Source organism: Nesterenkonia haasae, assembly GCF_010119385.1.
Classification (GTDB): Bacteria; Actinomycetota; Actinomycetes; order Actinomycetales; family Micrococcaceae; genus Nesterenkonia; species Nesterenkonia haasae.
This window is the reverse complement of record NZ_VFIE01000023.1, coordinates 97,858-115,680: the sequence shown is the minus strand read 5'-3', so window position 1 is coordinate 115,680 and position 17,823 is coordinate 97,858. Positions and strand designations below refer to the sequence as shown.

The 17,823-nt window shown below is 61.4% G+C and carries 16 protein-coding genes; 12 read left to right on the top strand and 4 right to left on the bottom strand.

Features of this window, described 5'->3' with window-relative positions; translation table 11 throughout:
- Positions 1-6: 6 nt before the first annotated feature.
- The 7 genes from FH975_RS11755 (at position 7) to FH975_RS11725 (ending at position 8,265) form a co-directional block, all read left to right on the top strand.
- Positions 7-300, top strand: a complete 294-nt coding sequence (locus FH975_RS11755) for a cupin domain-containing protein (protein WP_153077763.1) — start codon at positions 7-9, stop codon at positions 298-300.
- A 142-nt stretch (positions 301-442) separates the two neighbouring features.
- On the top strand, positions 443-1,864 hold the full coding sequence (locus FH975_RS11750) for an SPFH domain-containing protein (protein ID WP_162321487.1): 1,422 nt from the start codon (positions 443-445) through the stop codon (positions 1,862-1,864).
- Positions 1,865-2,010: 146 nt separating this feature from the next.
- Positions 2,011-3,069 carry a phosphotransferase enzyme family protein gene (locus FH975_RS11745; protein ID WP_162321486.1) on the top strand — a complete coding sequence of 353 codons (1,059 nt, stop codon included), beginning with the start codon at positions 2,011-2,013 and terminating at the stop codon, positions 3,067-3,069.
- A complete protein-coding gene (locus FH975_RS11740) occupies positions 3,066-4,352 on the top strand; it encodes an aspartate aminotransferase family protein (RefSeq protein ID WP_162321485.1) in 1,287 nt (428 codons plus the stop codon). The genes FH975_RS11745 and FH975_RS11740 overlap by 4 nt, the downstream gene beginning before the upstream one ends.
- Positions 4,353-4,480: 128 nt before the next feature.
- Complete coding sequence (locus FH975_RS11735) at positions 4,481-5,149, top strand: variant leucine-rich repeat-containing protein (protein WP_162321484.1); 669 nt, start codon at positions 4,481-4,483, stop codon at positions 5,147-5,149.
- Between the two features lie 147 nt (positions 5,150-5,296).
- On the top strand, positions 5,297-6,874 hold the full coding sequence (locus tag FH975_RS11730) for an SDR family oxidoreductase (protein WP_162321483.1): 1,578 nt from the start codon (positions 5,297-5,299) through the stop codon (positions 6,872-6,874).
- Positions 6,871-8,265 (top strand): cryptochrome/photolyase family protein, encoded by a 1,395-nt coding sequence (locus tag FH975_RS11725; RefSeq protein WP_162321482.1) that lies wholly within the window; start codon positions 6,871-6,873, stop codon positions 8,263-8,265. The genes FH975_RS11730 and FH975_RS11725 overlap by 4 nt, the downstream gene beginning before the upstream one ends.
- 21 nt (positions 8,266-8,286) lie before the next feature.
- Here the strand turns inward: FH975_RS11725 and FH975_RS11720 are convergent, their stop codons facing one another.
- The 3 genes from FH975_RS11720 to FH975_RS11710 form a co-directional block, all read right to left on the bottom strand.
- Positions 8,287-9,150 carry an NAD-dependent epimerase/dehydratase family protein gene (locus FH975_RS11720; protein WP_235928685.1) on the bottom strand — a complete coding sequence of 288 codons (864 nt, stop codon included), beginning with the start codon at positions 9,148-9,150 and terminating at the stop codon, positions 8,287-8,289.
- A gap of 216 nt (positions 9,151-9,366) precedes the next feature.
- The gene (locus FH975_RS11715; RefSeq protein ID WP_328821873.1) at positions 9,367-10,029 is read right to left on the bottom strand and encodes a rhomboid family intramembrane serine protease; all 663 of its coding nucleotides are present in this window, start codon (positions 10,027-10,029) and stop codon (positions 9,367-9,369) included.
- 203 nt (positions 10,030-10,232) lie between these two features.
- Positions 10,233-10,778 carry a peptidylprolyl isomerase gene (locus tag FH975_RS11710; protein ID WP_153077744.1) on the bottom strand — a complete coding sequence of 182 codons (546 nt, stop codon included), beginning with the start codon at positions 10,776-10,778 and terminating at the stop codon, positions 10,233-10,235.
- 59 nt (positions 10,779-10,837) lie between these two features.
- Here FH975_RS11710 and FH975_RS11705 point away from each other — a divergent pair, with 59 nt between their 5' ends.
- The 3 genes from FH975_RS11705 (at position 10,838) to FH975_RS11695 (ending at position 16,390) form a co-directional block, all read left to right on the top strand.
- Entirely contained in the window at positions 10,838-11,611 is a 774-nt protein-coding gene (locus FH975_RS11705) for a hypothetical protein (protein WP_153077743.1), read from the top strand.
- A gap of 298 nt (positions 11,612-11,909) precedes the next feature.
- Positions 11,910-13,007: a hypothetical protein gene (locus FH975_RS11700; RefSeq protein WP_162321480.1), complete on the top strand. Its 1,098-nt coding sequence runs from the start codon at positions 11,910-11,912 to the stop codon at positions 13,005-13,007.
- Positions 13,008-13,123: 116 nt separating this feature from the next.
- Positions 13,124-16,390 carry a S41 family peptidase gene (locus FH975_RS11695; RefSeq protein ID WP_162321479.1) on the top strand — a complete coding sequence of 1,089 codons (3,267 nt, stop codon included), beginning with the start codon at positions 13,124-13,126 and terminating at the stop codon, positions 16,388-16,390.
- Positions 16,391-16,393: 3 nt separating this feature from the next.
- Here the strand turns inward: FH975_RS11695 and FH975_RS11690 are convergent, their stop codons facing one another.
- On the bottom strand, positions 16,394-16,693 hold the full coding sequence (locus FH975_RS11690) for a cell division protein CrgA (protein ID WP_328821872.1): 300 nt from the start codon (positions 16,691-16,693) through the stop codon (positions 16,394-16,396).
- Positions 16,694-16,774: 81 nt separating this feature from the next.
- Here FH975_RS11690 and FH975_RS11685 point away from each other — a divergent pair, with 81 nt between their 5' ends.
- Positions 16,775-17,656 (top strand): class E sortase, encoded by an 882-nt coding sequence (locus tag FH975_RS11685; protein ID WP_162321478.1) that lies wholly within the window; start codon positions 16,775-16,777, stop codon positions 17,654-17,656.
- A complete protein-coding gene (locus tag FH975_RS16330; RefSeq protein WP_194251018.1) occupies positions 17,656-17,820 on the top strand; it encodes a hypothetical protein in 165 nt (54 codons plus the stop codon). Before FH975_RS11685 ends, FH975_RS16330 begins: the two co-directional genes overlap by 1 nt.
- The last annotated feature ends 3 nt before the right edge of the window (positions 17,821-17,823 follow it).

The following is a 17,823-nucleotide window of genomic DNA, read 5'->3' as shown; positions in this document are numbered from 1 at the left end:
CCGGAGATGAGCGACTCGACGACGGCGATCCCAACAGTCCAGATTGATAATGAGCAGGTTCGGGTCACCGAATGGAGATTTCCCCCCGGGGCGCAGACCCTGCTTCACAGCCATGAGATGGACTACATCGTGGTACCGCTAACGGGCGGCACGCTAGAAGTTCGGGCGCAGGGTGAGGTCACCGAGAATATTCTCACCGCCGGCGCGAGTTACTTTCGCCGAGCTGGGGCGACGCACAACGTGATCAATGTGTCCGAGATGGAATGTGCCTTCGTAGAAATAGAGTTGAAGCCGACCTAAGGGCCCGGCGTTCCCATCTTCGATGAGGCCATCAGCACTGTCGGCGCGCGGTGCTAGCCGCTTATGGGTAGGCTGACAAGCATAGTTCTGAACTGGTGTGTGAATTGTACGCAGGCGTATAGGTAAGTGGAGGCATTCCCGCATGGACATTCTGACAACAGGCGGCACAGTAGCTGTCGTCATAGTGCTGGTCGCTGTTGCTCTGCTCGCGGGGATCATTGGACTGATCATCATGCGGGCATGGACTAAGGTGGCCCGCGCCGATGAGGCGTTAGTGGTCACAGGTAAGTCCTCGCGGTCTGACACCCCGGGTGCCCGGCCGAAACAGGTCATCGTCAACGGTCGGGCGATGGTCAACCCGATCCGGCAGCGCCATGAGATTATCTCTCTTCGCTCCCGCCAGGTTCTGATGACGGTGACTGCGCAGAGCCACGACAATGTGACGATCAACGCCGAGGCCGTCGCGCTGGTGAAGATCGGAAGTGACGTAGAAGACGTTAAGGCGGCCTCCGAGCGTTTCGCCTCCCAAGACGATGCCGTCGTCGAATACACCCAGGACCAGCTCGAGGGCGCACTGCGCGGACTCATGGCCCAGCAGACGGTCATCCAGCTCATGCGGGATCGGCAGAAATTTTCCGATGAAATCTCCGAGTCGATCTCTCCAGAGCTGCTGACTCAGGGGCTCCTTCTGGACTCTTTCCAAATTCGTGAGATCACTGATGATTCCGGGTACATCGCGTCCTTGGGTGCTCCCGAGATCGAGGCTAAACGCCAAGCCGCTGAGATTGCAGCAACCAACGCCGAACGTGCCATCGCCAAAGAGCGCATCGCCAACAATGAGCAGAACCTGATCGAGGAAACTGAGTACGACTCGAACCAGGCCGCTGCTACCTCCCGAGTAGGACAAGCACGGGCCCAGGCTGAGCAGGCCGAAGCTCTGGCTGGAGAGAAGGCAAGGCAGGAAGTGCTCGGCCAGCGAGCTGAGAACCGTCAAGCTGAACTCGACGCCGATGTCAAGCGTGTTGCCGATGCTGATCTCTACAAGCAGCAGAAGCATGCTGATGCGGAGGCGTACCGGCGAACCAAGGCAGCTGAGGCGGAAGCACTGGTCGCCGAGTCCGAGGCCCGAGCACGGCTGCAGCGGTCTGAGGCTGAGGCCACCGCGATCCGTGAACAGGGCGAGGCCAAAGCTGCAGCCATCCGTGCAGAAGCAGAAGCACTGCGCGAGAACCAGGAAGCCGTGCTAGCCCGCGAGGCGCTGGCCATACTGCCGCAGCTGATGGACTCCTTCGCTGCTGGCTACTCCAATATTGGCTCGATGACACTCATCGGAGGGGCCGGAGACTCAGATGCCTCGAAGCACTTCGACGGTGAGTCCTCCGTGGCCCTGGCCGGCGTGTTCAAACGGGTCGAAGCCGCCACCGGCATCGATCTAGGGTCAATCCTGCAAGCGAGAGTCCATGGCTCCGCTATCGGGGAGTCCATATCTGATCCGGGCGATAAGAGCCCCGACAAAGCCCGAGCAGCGACACCAAGCACTGAAAGCAGTGGCGCGGACTCTTAGTTGACCATGAACCAGGCATTCCCGACCAGAGCCTGACGTCGACAACTTAAGGCGTATCCGGCGCACGAATGCGCAAGGAGCATGCATCGGCAGCCAAACTTCGCCGCCTACCATCCCGGCAGACTGAAGCTAGTCATGGAGGCACCGTGCGGCGAGAGGATGCCATGGAACTCAGAGCGGCAAGCGAACTTGCGAGGAAGGCGCTGGCCGCCTTCGGCCTCCCGGCGAATTCCACGATCACTTTCGTGAAGTTCAGAGAGAACCACGTCTACCGGATCGACTCGCCACTCGGTGAGTCCTTCGCCCTCAAGCTGCACAGGCAGGGGTACCGCACTGACGCCGAACTCGTGACCGAGCTGCGCTTTCTCAAAGCACTCCGCGGGCACGGTATCGCCGTCCCCGAGCCGCTGAGCACCTGTGACGGTGAACTCTTCACCGTCAGCACTTTCGATCGGCACACTCGTCGCGTCTCCATGGCGAAGTGGATCCACGACGCGAAACCCAGTGGAGATGTCGGCGCGGCCTTTAGCGGTGAGGAGAACGCCAGCCCTGAGGCCTTCACCGCAATGGGTGAACTGCTAGGGCAGCTGCACCAGGTAAGTGACTCTATGGAGACCATTCATGAATTTCAGCGTGGTGCCTGGGATGCAGATGGCCTGGCGGGGCACGCCCCCCTGTGGGGCACCCCGCTCGCGCTGAGTACGCTCACTCATGACGAGCGCTCGCTGGTACAACAGGCGATGCTCAGACTACGAATACACCTCACCAGGCTCGGCACGCGGCCGGGAATCTACGGGATGGTCCACGGTGACTCCACTCCGGAGAACGTGCTCAACACGTCTGAAGGACTGATGCTCATCGACTTCGATGACTTCGGGACCGGCTGGTATCTGTTTGACCTTGTCACCGCCCTGTTTTTCTACACACCTAGCTCGCAGTACTCGGTTCTGGAGCAGGCTCTGCTGGATGGCTACCAAAGCGTGCGCCCACTCACAGCCGTCGAGCGCCAAGCATGGGACGCACTGATGTTGGGCCGCGGACTGAGTTATCTGGGATGGGCCGCTGAACGCCCTGGAGATGATGCCTCTGTGTTCATCGAACAACAGGTGGTTCCTTGGGTGCTGAGGATCGCCAGGGCTTACCTCGACAGTGCACCCGCCCCATACTCCTTAGAAGCCCAGTCTGAGAAGGATATGACACTGTGACAGATTCTCTACTTGTCAGGCGGTTCGCCACTATCGGTCGCCACTCCCCACTCTTTTATGAAGAACCGCTGCACCTGGTCACAGGCGAAGGTGTGTGGCTGACCGATGTCAACGGGAGGCGTTACCTGGACGCCTACAACAATGTCCCCCACGTGGGTCATGCTCATCCCCGCATCGTCGAAGCGATGAGATCACAAGCGAGCTCCCTGAACGTCCACACTCGCTACCTCAATGACCGTGTGGTGGACTATGCGGAGGACCTGCTCAGCCGGTTTGAACCGTCGTTGGACCGGGTGTTATTCAGCAACAGCGGTTCTGAGGCCAATGACCTCGCCTTGCGAATGAGCCATCAGCACACCGGTGCCCGCGGCGTGCTCGTCACCGATCACAGTTACCACGGCCACACCTCCCTGCTGGCCGGCATCACCACCGGGCTTAAGAATCACGAACCGCTCGGCGACCATGTGCGCACCTTCCACGTCCCCGATCTCGACGATGCGGCACATCAGGGGCGTAGTGAGGAAGAAGTTCTCACCGCTGCTTTGACTGAAGTGCAGGCTGGAATCAGTGACCTGGTGAGAAATGGGCACGGGGTATCGGCTGTGATTCTCGAGACTCTATTTTCTACTGAGGGACTACCCCGGGTCCCGGATCGCTACGTGGTCGAAGTCGCTCAACTGGTCCGCCAGGCAGGTGGCATGGTCATAGCAGATGAGGTCCAAGCCGGGCTTGGGCGCGTGGGAAGCCACTTTTGGGGCTACCAGCAACATGGCCTCATTCCGGATTTTGTCACCATGGGGAAACCCCTGGGCAATGGACACCCCCTCGCAGGAGTGGTCACCACTGCCGCCCTATTGGAGGAGTTCGGCTCCCGCAATGAGTACTTCAATACCTTCGCAGGTACCCCGGTGTCCGCGGCGGTCGGTCATGAGGTGTTGAAGATCGTCGACGACGAGGCCCTTGTCGCCAACTCAGCTGCTCTCGGTGAAGTGATTCATCACCGCTTGGAGCAACTTGTGGCTGCTCATCCTAGGTTAGGCGTCCCCAAGGGGTCGGGGTTGTTCTTCGGTTTCTCAGTTTTTGCCGACGCGGAGCATCTGCAACCGGACGCGCACACGACTAGAGCACTTGTCGAAGCGATCAAGGCACGGGGGGTGTTGTTGAGCAAGATTGGCCCGACGAGCTCAGTGTTGAAGATCCGTCCTCCACTGGCCCTCCGTGAGGAACATTTGCCCCTGTTGCTGGGAACCATGGAAGAGGCCGTGGCTGAGGTACTGGAATGAGAATTGCCTGGAGCCTCCCAGAATGGTGAACGCGTCTGACATATATTGGCAGTCGACGTGTACCCGCGCTTATCGGGTTGTGCGTTCGGGCAGATCACACCAACACATGGAACGGGACGAAGCCAAACATGACCCAGCGCGATCCGGCGAGTTACACCGCTGAAGACCTCACCTACCAATCTGTTCAGCCGGAGGTTCTGCGTCAGGTCGCTTCGACTCGCCCCGATCTCTGGGACGATGTGCTCGCACATCCGAATTGCTACCCGGCATTAGCTACGTTCATCCGCCAACAGCGCGGCGAGACCCCACCGCCTGCCGTGACCCAGCCTGGGCCACAATCCCAGCGTCAGCCGCTGTGGCGACTTTGGGCCCAAGTCGCCTTGCCGGCGCTCGCTTTTTTCGCCATCTTGGCACTCTTCTTGCCGATCGCCACGGTCTCAATGTTTGGTTACTCCGAGAGCTTCAATTACCTCCATGCAGAGGCTCCCAGTGGTGAAGGTGCCCTCATGATGATCCTCTTCATCCTGGTGATTGCTGCTGGGGTGAGCGCTGTACTGCTGCGAGTGACCTGGGCGCGCATCACTGCCGCCGTGCTGGGAATCCTTGCCGGCTTACTGGGCAGCGTCAACGGTTTCGGAACGATAAGTGCACTCGGCAGAGAACCCATGGTCTCGCTCGGTGTGGGCATCGTCTTGCTGGCTCTCACCAGTGTGGCGATGATTGTCGCAGCCGTAATCACACTGCTGCCCGCGATTACGGTCAAAACGCAGGAGCCTATCAGTCCTGCGCGCTCGTGAGTCTGTGACCACCAGGGACGACCCAGATCGCTGTGAGACCATAAAACCCCTGGTCCGTAGGCTCGAAACGTTTCTTGAACCGGCTCACAGCTCCACCAATGCGGTGGCGCTTGGAACCTACGGGCACCAACGTGTTGGAGGCTCGCAGTGGACGAATCGTCACCGGATAACGCACATCAAGACCGGTTAGCACGCGAAAAGATCGAACCCAGTGAACACCCAAAGGAAATCTTGGTACTGGGAGCTACCGGTTACATCGGTGGGCGCCTTGTGCCGCGGTTGCTGCAGGCTGGACATCACGTCCGCGCCGCTGCTCGCTCAGTGACAAAGCTGGAAAACGCGCCCTGGCGGGACCAAGTAGAGATCCACCATGTAGACCTCGAAGACAATGAGGGCTTGGACGAAGCTATGCGCGGCGTCGATGTGGTTTACCTCCTCGTCCACGCCATGGGTGGCGGAGGCGACTTCGAAGAACGCGAAGCCGAATCCGCCCGTCGGATCGCAGCGACAGCCGAACGCGAAGGCGTTTCACGCATCATCTACCTCGGCGGGCTGCACCCGGAAGGTGTGAGACTTTCCCCCCACATGCGCTCGCGCGCTGAAGTAGCCAGAATTCTCGTGGAAAGCCCTGTGGACACCGTGGCCTTCCAAGCGGGAATCATCATCGGATCAGGTTCCGCATCCTTCGAAATGATCCGCCACCTCGCCCTGAAGCTCCGGCTCATGCCAGCACCAGACTGGGTGCAAAACAACGTCGAACCACTGGCTATCCGCGATGTCCTGCACTACCTGTTGGCGGCGACCGAATACTCCGGACAGATCAACCGCATACTCGATATCGGCTCCGGCGACGTCATGTCATATTCAAAGGTCATGGAGGAGTTCTCCTCCATGGCGGGCCTCAAACCACGCAAGGTGCTGCCGCTGCCGCTGCCAGCAGCAACCCTCTCCGGAATCTGGGTGGGCTTGGTGACACCCTTACCCATGACACTCACCATTCCACTCGTCCGATCCCTGCAGAACGACGCCGTAACCAACAACAGTGACGTCGACGACTACTTCCCACGACCACCAGCGGGCCTGTTGAACTACAGCGAAGCCGTCTCCCTGGCCCTGAAACGGGAAGAAGAAGGTTCGATCGACACCACCTGGGACGCCGATATAGGTCCGCTGGAGCACTCAGCAGGGGCTCTGCCCTCCGACCCAGACTGGGCCGGGCTGCGCCGGTACGAAGACGTCCGAACCATAGAGACTGACAAGGTCAGCAGCCGCGCCGTCTGGGAAGTCATCGAGGCAATCGGGGGCACCAATGGGTGGCACTCTTGGCCCTTGGCGTGGAAAGTCCGCGGTGTCTGGGACAAGTTGGTTGGTGGAGCCGGCCTCAACCGTGGACGCCGCCTACCCGACACCCTCAGAGTTGGTGATCCCGTCGACTGGTGGCGCGTGGAGAAAATGGAACCAGGCCACCGACTCCTGCTCCGGGCCGAGATGAAGGTCTCCGGCTACGCCTGGCTGGAGTTCAGCGTCGACGAACTCGAAGGCGGCACTGTCCAACTCAAGCAGCGGGCGCTGTTCTACGCCAAGAGCATCCGCGGATCCGTCTACTGGATGTCCATGGCACCCTTCCACCGGTCAATCTTCCCCACCATGTTGGAGAACATCATCGAAACGGCCCGCCTCAGCGAGCAGAACGAGACCTCCGCAGACTCGGCAGGAGTTCGATGAGCAGGACCCTCCACTGGTTCCGGGACGACCTCAGGGTAGAGGACAACCCCTCCCTCCTCTCAGCCCGAGAGCACGCCGAAGAACCCGGCGACATCATCGGTCTCTACATACTCGACGAACACACCCCAGGAATCCGGCCCCTCGGGGGAGCCGCCAAATGGTGGCTGCACCACGCCCTCGAATCGCTCCAGGAAAATCTCAACGACCTCGGCATCCCACTGCTGATCCGCAGCGGTGACCCGAAAGAGGTGCTTCCCGAACTCGTAGCTGCGAGCCACACACACCGCGTGCACTGGTCGCGCCGCTACGGAGGTGCCGAGAGGAATCTCGATGCGGCGCTGAAGACACACCTGTCAGACCAGGGGGTCACAGTTGAGAGCTTCGCAGCATCAGTGCTTCAAGAGCCCTGGAAAATCCAGACCACCACCGGCGGCCCCTATAAAGTCTTCACACCCTTCTGGCGAGCTCTCAGTGACCGAGACATCACCTCACCAGAAGACGCACCCACACCGTTGGGGGACGTCAGAGGTGCCTCCGCCAGCCTGGCGGAGCGCGACATCCCGCTTGGCGACTTGGAAACTCTGGACTTGCTGCCTACGGCGCCGAACTGGGCGAAAGAGTGGCACCGAATATGGGACCCCACCGAGTCAGGTGGCCACGAGCGATTGCAGGCGTTCGTTGAGGAGGAGGCCAATGGGTATCACGCTCAGGGGCAGCAACCGGGCGCGGCCGCGACGTCGCGAGTATCACCGTTCCTGCGATTCGGGCAGTTAAGTCCCCAGCAGGTCTGGGCCGCCGCTGGCAGCATTGACCACGCCGAAAGCAAGACACGGTTCCGCACCGAGCTCGGCTGGAGAGACTTCAGTTGGCATCTGCTCTACCACTTTCCGCACATACCTGAGACCAACATGCGCCCCGAGTTCGATCACTACCCGTGGAAGTCAGCTAAAGACGACCCGGAATCCTTCCGGGCATGGACGGCAGGACGGACAGGCTTTCCGCTCGTGGACGCCGGGATGCGCGAACTCTGGAGCACCGGGCACATGCACAACCGGGTCCGTATGGTCACCGCAAGCCTGCTGGTGAAGAATCTGGGCATCGACTGGCGTGCGGGCGAAGCCTGGTTCTGGGACACCCTCGTCGACGCCGATGCGGCGTCCAATCCCGTCAACTGGCAGTGGGTAGCAGGATGCGGCGCCGATGCAGCACCCTATTTCAGGATCTTCAACCCCGAGCGCCAGCAGGAGCGGTTCGACCCCGAACTGCGCTACGTCACCAGCTGGGTGTCCGAATACGGAACTGAGAAATACCCTGATCCGCTAGTGGACCTGAAAGAGACTCGGCGCAATGCGCTCGCCGACTACGCCACCATCACAGGGAAAAGCGACTGAAGACGCCGGGGGGCGAGCTTCTCAGCCGCGGTCCTCCACCAACGCGCTGTACCCCTCACGGAATGTTGGATACTGCAGACCGGATTCCCCCATGAACCGGTGCAGTGCAGTGCCGTCGAGGGTCTTGCCGTGCAGTGCTCCGGAACCTGAATCTTCCGGTACGGGCACATTCAGCAGACCCGCCACGAACTCCACCACGCGGCCCAGCGGTGCGGGTTCTCTGTCCACACCATGGAGCAGAGCGGGAGGATTTTCCGCGCCAAGCAGTCGCGGTATGGCAGCAGAGAGGTCGTCGCGGTGAATACGGTTCGTGATGCGCCCATGGTCCACCGGCTTGCCGCGCAGCACCTGGTCAATCGTTCGAGTCCGCCCCGGCCCATAGATCCCGGCCGCCCGCAGAACGGTCACTGAGTCGAAGAGCTCCTGCGCATCCTGCTCTGAGGCGAGAAGCACCTTGCCGGTCTCCCGGTCTGGAAGCGGCTCGGACTCTTCGGTGATGAGCTCCCCTTCATGTTCGCCAAGCGCACCTGTGGACGAGACAAGCACAACGCGATCCGGCGCCGTGGGGAGGGCTTTAGCCAATCCCCGAAGTGTGCTGCGGTACGCCCGCTCATAGCCCGCGGCGTCATAGCTGTCAGCAGTCAGCGCAATCACCACTGCGTCCGCCTCAGGCAGCTGTGTTGTCCCAGGGTCGGCAAGATCCATACCGAGGACCGGAAACGGAACATTGACAGCGTCCGCGTTCCGTCGGACCCCGGTGACCTTGTGGCCGGCCTGGTGCAGCAGTCGGCCCACGTGGGCACCTAAATCACCACACCCGGCCAGCAAAACACGGTGATTGCGGGAGGGCATCGGCGAACTGTGCGGGGACTGGACCGGAGACATGGTTAAAGACTAGACCGTGACTCTGAACGGGTTATCCACAGCAGTTATCCACAGTGTGGATAAAATACAAGCGTGTAACTCTAAGCACTGCGTATAGGAACTTCCGCCCCACGAAAGGGCACATCGAATCCGAGTACGCCGAAGCAGAGGTTATCCACAGGATCCTGTGGAATCTGGGGAAGGAGCTAACCCCGCGACGGACAGTTCAGGCACGGCTCAGGGGATGGGCACTAATTGGATACCCACGGCAGTGAGCACCAACAGCCCAACTGCCAGACCAGAAAGCCCCACCGAGGTCCATAGGACGCGGTTGCGACGAGGCGCTTTAGCGATGATGAGGGCCACCAGCACGCCGGTGATGAGTCCACCGAGATGACCCTGCCAGGAGATGTTCGGCACCAGGAAACTCACCGCCATATTGATGACGACCAGCGCGACGATCCCCCCGGTTTCGGAGCCTGAGGAGCGCATCAGAATGAACAGAGCCCCGAAGAGGCCGAACACCGCGCCTGAGGCACCCACCGTTGGCCCAAACGGGCTGGACAGACCGAGAACTGAACTCAGGAGAATCGCGAGGGAACCACCCCAGGCGGAGAGTACCAGCAGGGCAATGAAACGCGTCCGGCCAATCTCGGGCTCCATCGCTCTGCCCACAAACCACAGGGCAAGCATATTGAATGCAATGTGCATAGCGTTGCCGGGGTGATGCAGGACGGCCGAGGTGAGCATCCGCCACGGCTCAAATACTGGATACCACGCTGCGGTGTACGCCGGTGCGTAGGCCCAGAGCTCTGTGAGATCAGGGAGCGGACTGAGCAGTTGACCGGCAGAGACCGGCAGGATCTGCACGATGTAGACCACCACGCAGACAGCGATCACAGAGTAAGTGACTGTAGGTCTCTCCGACCCGGCACGAGCCCCGAACGCTGTTCTTTGGGTGGGCAGGCGGCGTCGTGCCTCATCAATACAGACCGGGCACTGGAATCCCACTGGGGCCTCCACCATGCACGCAGAACAAAGAGGCCTATCGCAGCGCTGGCACTGCACATAGGCCTCTTTGCCCTGATGCTGAAAACAGGTGTTCAGAGTTTTGCTACTTCGATGGACTCGATCACGACGTCCTCTTTAGGGCGGTCGCGCATATCGGTGGAGACAGCGTTGAGGTCATCCACAATCTTTCGGCTCTCAGCGTCACGGACCTCGCCGAAGATGCTGTGCTTGCCCTGCAGCCACGTGGTGGCCACTGAGGTGATGAAGAACTGTGAGCCGTTGGTGCCCTTGCCGTTCTGAATTCCGGCGTTAGCCATAGCCAGTTTGTACGGCTCAGTGAAGTCCAGCTCGGGGTGGATCTCGTCGTCGAACTGGTAGCCAGGTCCCCCCACTCCCAGGCCCAACGGGTCACCGCCCTGGATCATGAAGTCTTTGATGATCCGGTGGAATACCGTACCGTCGTACAGTGGGGTGCCAGTCTTGTCTTCACCGGTCTCTGGGTGCTTCCACGGCTTATCACCGGTGGCCAGCCCCACGAAGTTCTCCACAGTCACCGGAGCATGGTGACCGAAGAGTTCGACAACAATGTTGCCGGCGTTGGTCTTGATGGTCGCTTTATGGGTAGCTATTTCAGTCATAAGGGCTATTGTTCCATGTAGGCTAAGTAGAGCAACCGATCCTGATTCGGAGGACATGCATGTTCGGTAAGAAAAAGAAACCGAGCCACACCTGGGGGCACACTGTGCTCGCCGGACTCGAAACTGCCCAGGAATGGGCCGGACCTAAAGTTGGTACGGCTGCTGACTGGGCAGAAGACACCTACCGCAAGAGTGCTCCGAAGGTACAGGATGCCTCGGCAAAAGCTCTTCACGCGGTGAATGACGGTGCGGCTGTGGCTGGTTCCAAAATCAAGCAATTTTCATCCCAGGCCGGTGACGGTATCGCTGCTCAGTATGACAAGCTGCCGCCCAAGGCCAAGAAAGAGGTCCAGAAGGTTGTCGCCAAGTACGACGGCGCTAAGAGTGACTTCACCAAGAACACCCTGCCCGCAGCCTCAGCCAAACTGGGAGGCTATGCGGATCAGACCGCGAAGCTGATCCATAAGGCTCAGGTGGACCCGCGGGTGGAATCGGCGCTCATCAAGGCCACCGGGGACAAGAAGATCGTCAAGAAGCTGCGGAAGAACTCCGAGAAGGCCGCCAAAGCTGCGGCCAAGGAGTTGAAGAAGCACCAGAAGGCGAAGTCCCGCAAGAAGGGTCTTCTGGTCTTCGGCGTAGTCGCCGCAGGTGTGACGGCCGGTGTGGCCGCCTGGCGGGCGTCGAAGCCGGTGGAAGACCCCTGGAAGAAGCCAGAGCCGGTCTCCTCATCCAAGGTCCCAGCTGACTCGCCCAAGCCGGCGGCTCAGGCTGAGACCAACACGGATGCGAAGCCGGCAGGCGCTGAGGTTCCATCACCTAAGCCAGCCGCCTAAGGCTTTACAGATTTACCTCTGTTGGAGGGCCCTGCACCATATCGGTGTGGGGCCCTCTTTCGTGTGTGCGGCCAGTCGGGGTGGCGGGGTGCGGCGGGGGGTGCTGCGGCTCTCCACCACGCGGCGGTGTGGGATTTCAGGGCGTTGTTGGGTTATCAGCATCCTCTAGGAAGCTGAACTCTCAACAACACCCTGAAAAAGTGCTGGAGGTAGGCGATAAGCGTGCAGTGACACGCCGTCTATCCACAGGTGCGGGCTGCACCTGGTGCCTGCGGAGCCAGGACATCAGGCTGGATGTATGCACAGCACACCAGAGGCGCGGATCGAGTTGTTGCGTGCCGAACGCCAGCCAGATGGTTCCCACACCAGCGAGCGGCTCGTAGAACTGCTCCGCCGGGGGCAGCTCCTCCGGCTCCGCCGAGGAATCTATGTGCCAGCCCAACAGTGGGTTGAAGCCCCTCCCTGGACGCGGTATGAGATCACCATTGCAGGTGTCGCGATGAGTCGGGCGCCTCTGTTCTGCCGTGAAACGACGCTCACGCTGTATGGCCTTCCCCTGCTGAAGACTCCACGTGCCGTGTATGCGCGAACCTCAGATCCGGGTTCAGCCAAACAGCTTCCACCGCCTGGCATGACCGGCAAAGTGCCGCCCCAGCAGTTCCGACGGCGCTATGACGCCGCCCATCCTGATGAGGCGCCGCTGAAGCCGGCCAGATTGAGCAGCTTTCCCGTCAAACTGGTGGAAGCCGCCTGCCCCGCTAATACCTCGCGCTCCGAACTGCGCGGGCGGATCCGTGACGGTACATTTCGCTTCCCGGAGGTCCGACTCGGTGCCGGCAGCCTCCACCACGTGATGGGCCCCAGTACGGGCTATCGCAGTGAGCCGCTTGGTCTGGCGGTGATCGACACTGTCAGCCGAATGTCGTTCGCTGAGGCGGTCGTGGTCTTGGACGCGGTCAAAGCCAGGAACGACGTCGATGTGGACAGTTGGCTGCCCTACCTTCGCTCCCAACGCCAGCGTGCACGCTGGTACCGGGCCTGGGAGTTCGCGGACGGGCGAGCGGAGTCAGCCCTGGAGTCCGAATCGCGTGTGGTGATGGACCGCCTCAACTGCCCGGCCCCGACTCTGCAGAAAGTGATTCGTACCCCCACAGGGGACTTCCGTACAGACTTCTGCTGGGAGCGCGAACGAGTTGTGGGCGAGGTGGATGGGAAAGTGAAGTACTTCAACCAGCAGTACGTGAATGGCATGGAGCCTGCAGAACTGCACTACCGGGAGAAGCAACGCCGGGAGGCGCTGGAAGGACAGGGTTGGCGGGTTCTGCGCTGGGGCAAGGACGCGCTCCGGGATCCGCGGGTGCTCAACGCTCGATTCCGCCGTGCCGGGCTCCTCTGAGCTGGTTTATCAGGTCTCAATCGGGATATCAGGTGCCTATAAGAGCCTGATCTCTCAACAGCGCCCTGACATTTTTCAGGGGGGTCGAAAAGGGCCAAAATGTGTAGGGTAAGTAGATGAACTCCGGAGCGTATCTGCGATACCCGCATCTGCATGGTGACCACATCACATTCACTGCCGCCGATGACGTCTGGCTGGCACCGGCTGCAGGGGGCCGGGCGTGGCGATTGACCCGCGACGCCGCCCCAGTGAAGCACCCGCGTATATCCCCCGACGGCACCGAAGTCGCGTTCATCTCTACTCGTGACGGCCACCATGAGGTCTACGCAGTTGGGATCGATTCCGGCGAGGTCCGTCGACTCACCTGGTGGGGCAACCGACGCACCGCCATCCTGGGATGGGCCCACGACGGCCGCCTCCTGGTGTCCACCAACGCGGGGGAAGTCCATCGCGACCAGGTAGTGCGGGCGCTGTCCCTGAACGGACAGTGGGAACGGCTGCACTACGGATCGGCCACCGGCCTGGCTGTCAGCTCCTCCGGGGCTGCAGCCCTGACCACCCCCGAGTACCGCACGCCTGCGCACTGGAAGCGGTATCGCGGCGGAACGGCGCCGAAGCTGTGGTTGGACGCCAAGGGCAAGGGCAACTGGACACAGCTGCTCACAGATGAGACCGCCGCAATAGTCGACCCCATGTGGATCGGCGACGCCCTCCTCTTTGTCTCCGACCGCTCAGCCAGCTTCCCCAAGAAAGCGAACGAGCAAGCCAACCTCTGGATCTGGGAAAAACCTGCCTCTAACAAGCAGAAGAGCCTCAAACAGCTCACGTTCCAGGACGAGAGCACGGGGTATGTCCGTGACGCCACCAGCGACGGCGCCCGCATCACCTGGCACAGCCGCGGCGACATTTGGATCAAGGACAGTGTTGGCTCCCCGGCCCGGCGCCTTGAAGTCACCCTGCCCGGAACGGCTCCTGCGCCGCTGACTCTGAAGGCCACCGACAACCTGGACCGCTTGGTCCCCGATCAGGGCGCTGATGCAAGCCTGGTCTCCTGGCGGGGCAAAACCTTCTGGCTGACGCACCGAGAAGGCCCGGGCCGGGTCCTGGCCGCAGATTCCGGAGTACGCACCCGCGAACCGGTCCTACTGGGCAATAGAGGCCTAGCCGCCCTAGTCACTGACGCTGAGGGTGAGGACAGTCTGGAGATCCACACCCTGGACGGTTCAGCGTCTCCGGAGCGACTCCTGACCGGCGAATTGGGCCGCGTGCTGCACCTGGCCGCAGACCCCGCCGGTGAAAGGCTCGCCGTTCTCTCCCACGACGGGTGGGTCCGCCTGGTCACCCTTAGTTCCAAGCGCACCCTTCGCGCACCCGCTCCGAAAGTGCGCAGCATCATTCGGTCGACCTGCGGTGAGCCGCAATCGCCGTCCTTCTCCCCAGACGGACGCTACATGCTGTGGTCACATCCAACCGCAGGGGAGGGCCAGATCCACCAGCTGATGGTGCTGGACACCCACGGAGACCACGAGCCGGTGGCCCTGACCGACAACCGGTTCCACGATTTCTCTCCCACATTCACCAGTGACGGCAAGTACATCGCCTTCCTGTCGAACCGTACCTTTGACCCGCACTACGACACCCATGAATTCGCCCTCTCCTTCTCCGGAGCGACCCGGCCATGGCTGCTCCCACTGGCAGCTGCCGAGCCGCCACCGTTCGGGCCCAGCGCGGAAGGCTGGCGGCTCTCCCCGGTCAAGGAGACCCCCGATGACACCACAGAGGCCGCTGCTGCGAAGAAGACCCCGGCCTGCCCAGATGTGGACGCTGCGCGCGCTGAAGAGCGGATTGTGGCGTTCCCCGTCCCCTCGGCTGACTACCGGGAACTACGAGCGGCCAAGGGAGCGTTGCTGTGGGTCACCGTCCCGCAGGAAACCGGCGAACTGGGAGCCCGCCGGGCAGGCGTTCCTGGGGACCAGCCGGCCGAACAGTTGGTTCGCTGGGACTTCGAGCAGCGCAAGAGCACCGTCATTGTGGACAAACTCACTGACTATGCGGTCTCGGGAGACGGCGAACGGATAGTGGTCCGGTACCAGGACACCGTCACCGTGCAGCCCTCCACCAAGAAGGTTGAAGACGACGACGCCGAGAAAGTGACCGTAGATCTCACTCGCCTCCGTTTCCAGCTGGACCAGCAGGCCGAATGGACGCAGATGTTCGACGAGACGTGTCGCCTGATGTCCCAGCAGTTCTGGCGGCCGGATATGGACGGTGTCGACTGGGATGCGGTGGTGGCACGTTACCGCTCTCTGATCGAGACCGCACGCAGCAAGGATGACCTGGTGGACATCCTGTGGGAGACCGTCGGCGAACTCAACACCTCCCACTCCTATGTGATCGACCAGGGTGCGGCTCCGGGGGAGGACCAGAAGCTGGGCCTGCTGGGAGCGGACCTTTCACCGGCCGAGCACGGCTGGCGGATCGACCGAATCCTGCCGACCGAATCCTCAGAGCCCCAAGCGCGCTCGCCGCTTCATGCCGCGGGTGTCGACGCTCAGCCTGGTGACCTCATCACCGCTGTCGACGGACAACCTGTGGACCCGATAATCGGCCCGGCGCGGCACCTCACCGGCTCGGCCGACAAACCGGTGGAGCTGACCCTGAAGCGTGCTGACAGCAGTCGACGGGTCGTGGTGCTGCCCCTGGCAGATGAGGCTGAGCTGCGCTACCAGGATTGGGTGCGCTCCCGCCGTGACTACGTTGCAGAAAAGTCCAAAGGGCGGCTGGGGTATCTGCACGTGCCGGATATGGTCGCCACCGGGTGGGCTCAGCTGCACCGGGACCTCAGGTTGGCGACACAGGCCGAAGGGCTCATCGCGGATGTCCGCTACAACGGCGGTGGCCATACCTCTCAGCTGGTGATCGCGCGACTGGCCCAGCGCGTTGTGGCATGGGCAACCGCACGGCACGAAGAGGAGTCAATGCCGTATCCCCACGGCGCGCCGCGTGGGCCCGTGGTGCTGGTGGCCAACGAAAACTCCGGTTCCGACGGCGATATCGTCAATGCTGTGGCCCAGGCGCTGAAAGTTGGTCCTGTGATTGGTACTCGCACCTGGGGTGGGGTTATCGGCATCGATGGCCGGTTCGACCTGATCGACGGCACTACGGTGACTCAGCCGAAGTACGCCTTCTGGATCGAAGGCAAAGACTGGGGCGTGGAGAACTACGGCGTGGATCCCGACATTGAGGTGATTCATCAGCCGGGACAACTGTTCCGGGCAGATGATCCTCAGCTGGATCGGGCAATCGAGGAGGCATTCACCCGGCTGAAGAACACACCGGCAGCATCGCCTCCGGACCTTCCCGACCCGAAAGTCAGGCTCTGAGCCCTATTTCCAGCGCATGGTCATGAAGAAGCCGACCATCGCGATGGAGAATCCGACGATGATGTTCCAGCCTCCGAGGGTGCCCAGTGGCAGTGACCCCGAGGTGACATACCAGGTGATCAGCCACAGCAGCCCGATGATCATCAGCCCAAACATGGTCACCCGGTACCACGCGGGGAGAGACTCATCCTCTCCGTCCAGACCGTCCATGCTGAACTGCTCAGCACTGCTTAGCGGCGATTTCGGCTCATTTTGCTGCTGATCGCCGGCATTGCGGTTCTTCCGGCGTCGGGACTCTGGCACGGGTGACTCCTGAATATTGGGTATTCTATGGTCGTCTGACTTCCTCCGCGCCATTCTACGCAAAGCGAGCACCTGACCACGATGACGCTAACACCACCTCGGCATGCCGACCCGGCACAACGGGCGGCTCGAGTGACTAAAGCACCGCGGCGGCGTCGCCGTTCCCTCGGGTCCCGGATGATCGGCTGGTTCGGAGAAATCCTCATCACGTTCGGCGTTCTGGGTCTGCTTTTCGTCGTGTGGGAGCTGTGGTGGACCGGAATTGAGGCGGAGTCGGACCGGCAGGACTCGCTCAATGAGTTCTACGCCGGGATGCCGGAAGGCCCCGCAGCTGCGGCTGGTGGTGACGCCGATGATGACGGCGGTCCGTCTCCGGCAGATTTCGACGTCTGCTACACCCTGGAGGACGGAACCGAGATTGGCTGTGCCGATCACATGCGCACCCAGACCGGGTCAGAGGACATCATGGGCACCGTCTACGCCCCGCGCTTGGGTGACCAGTGGGCGGCACCGATCAGGCACGGTACCAGCGCTGCGCAGATCGACCGCGGAGGCGTAGGGCACTACACAGAGACCCAGTGGCCCGATGAGCCCGGGAACTTTGCGTTGGCGGGGCACCGCAACACGAACGCCTCCATGCTCGGCAATCAGGACAACCTGCAGATAGGCGACCCGATCTATGTGGTCTCCTACGACGGCATCTACATCTACGAGGTGCAGGAACGGCAGGTTGTTCTGCCCAGCCAGACTGAAGTTCTGGCAGCTGTGCCGAGTCAACCCGACTCAGAGGCTGAGTTCGGGGTCCTCACCTTCACAACCTGCCACCCGTTGTACTCCAATCGGGAGCGGCTGATCCACCACGCTGAGATAGTGGACTATGTGCCACCGGGTGGTGAGGCACCACAGGACCTGGTGCACCATGAGCCGATCTCGGACATGTTCTACGCCGGAGGGATGGACTGATGTACGCCTGGTTCTTCAACGATGTTCTCCCGGGTCCCCTCTGGATTCGGCTCCTCACCACCCTGGTGCTTTTGGCGGCAGCTGTCTACGGCCTGATGGAATTTGTCTTCCCTTGGGTGAGTGAATACAGCCCATTGGGCGATGTGACTCTTGATGACGGATAATTG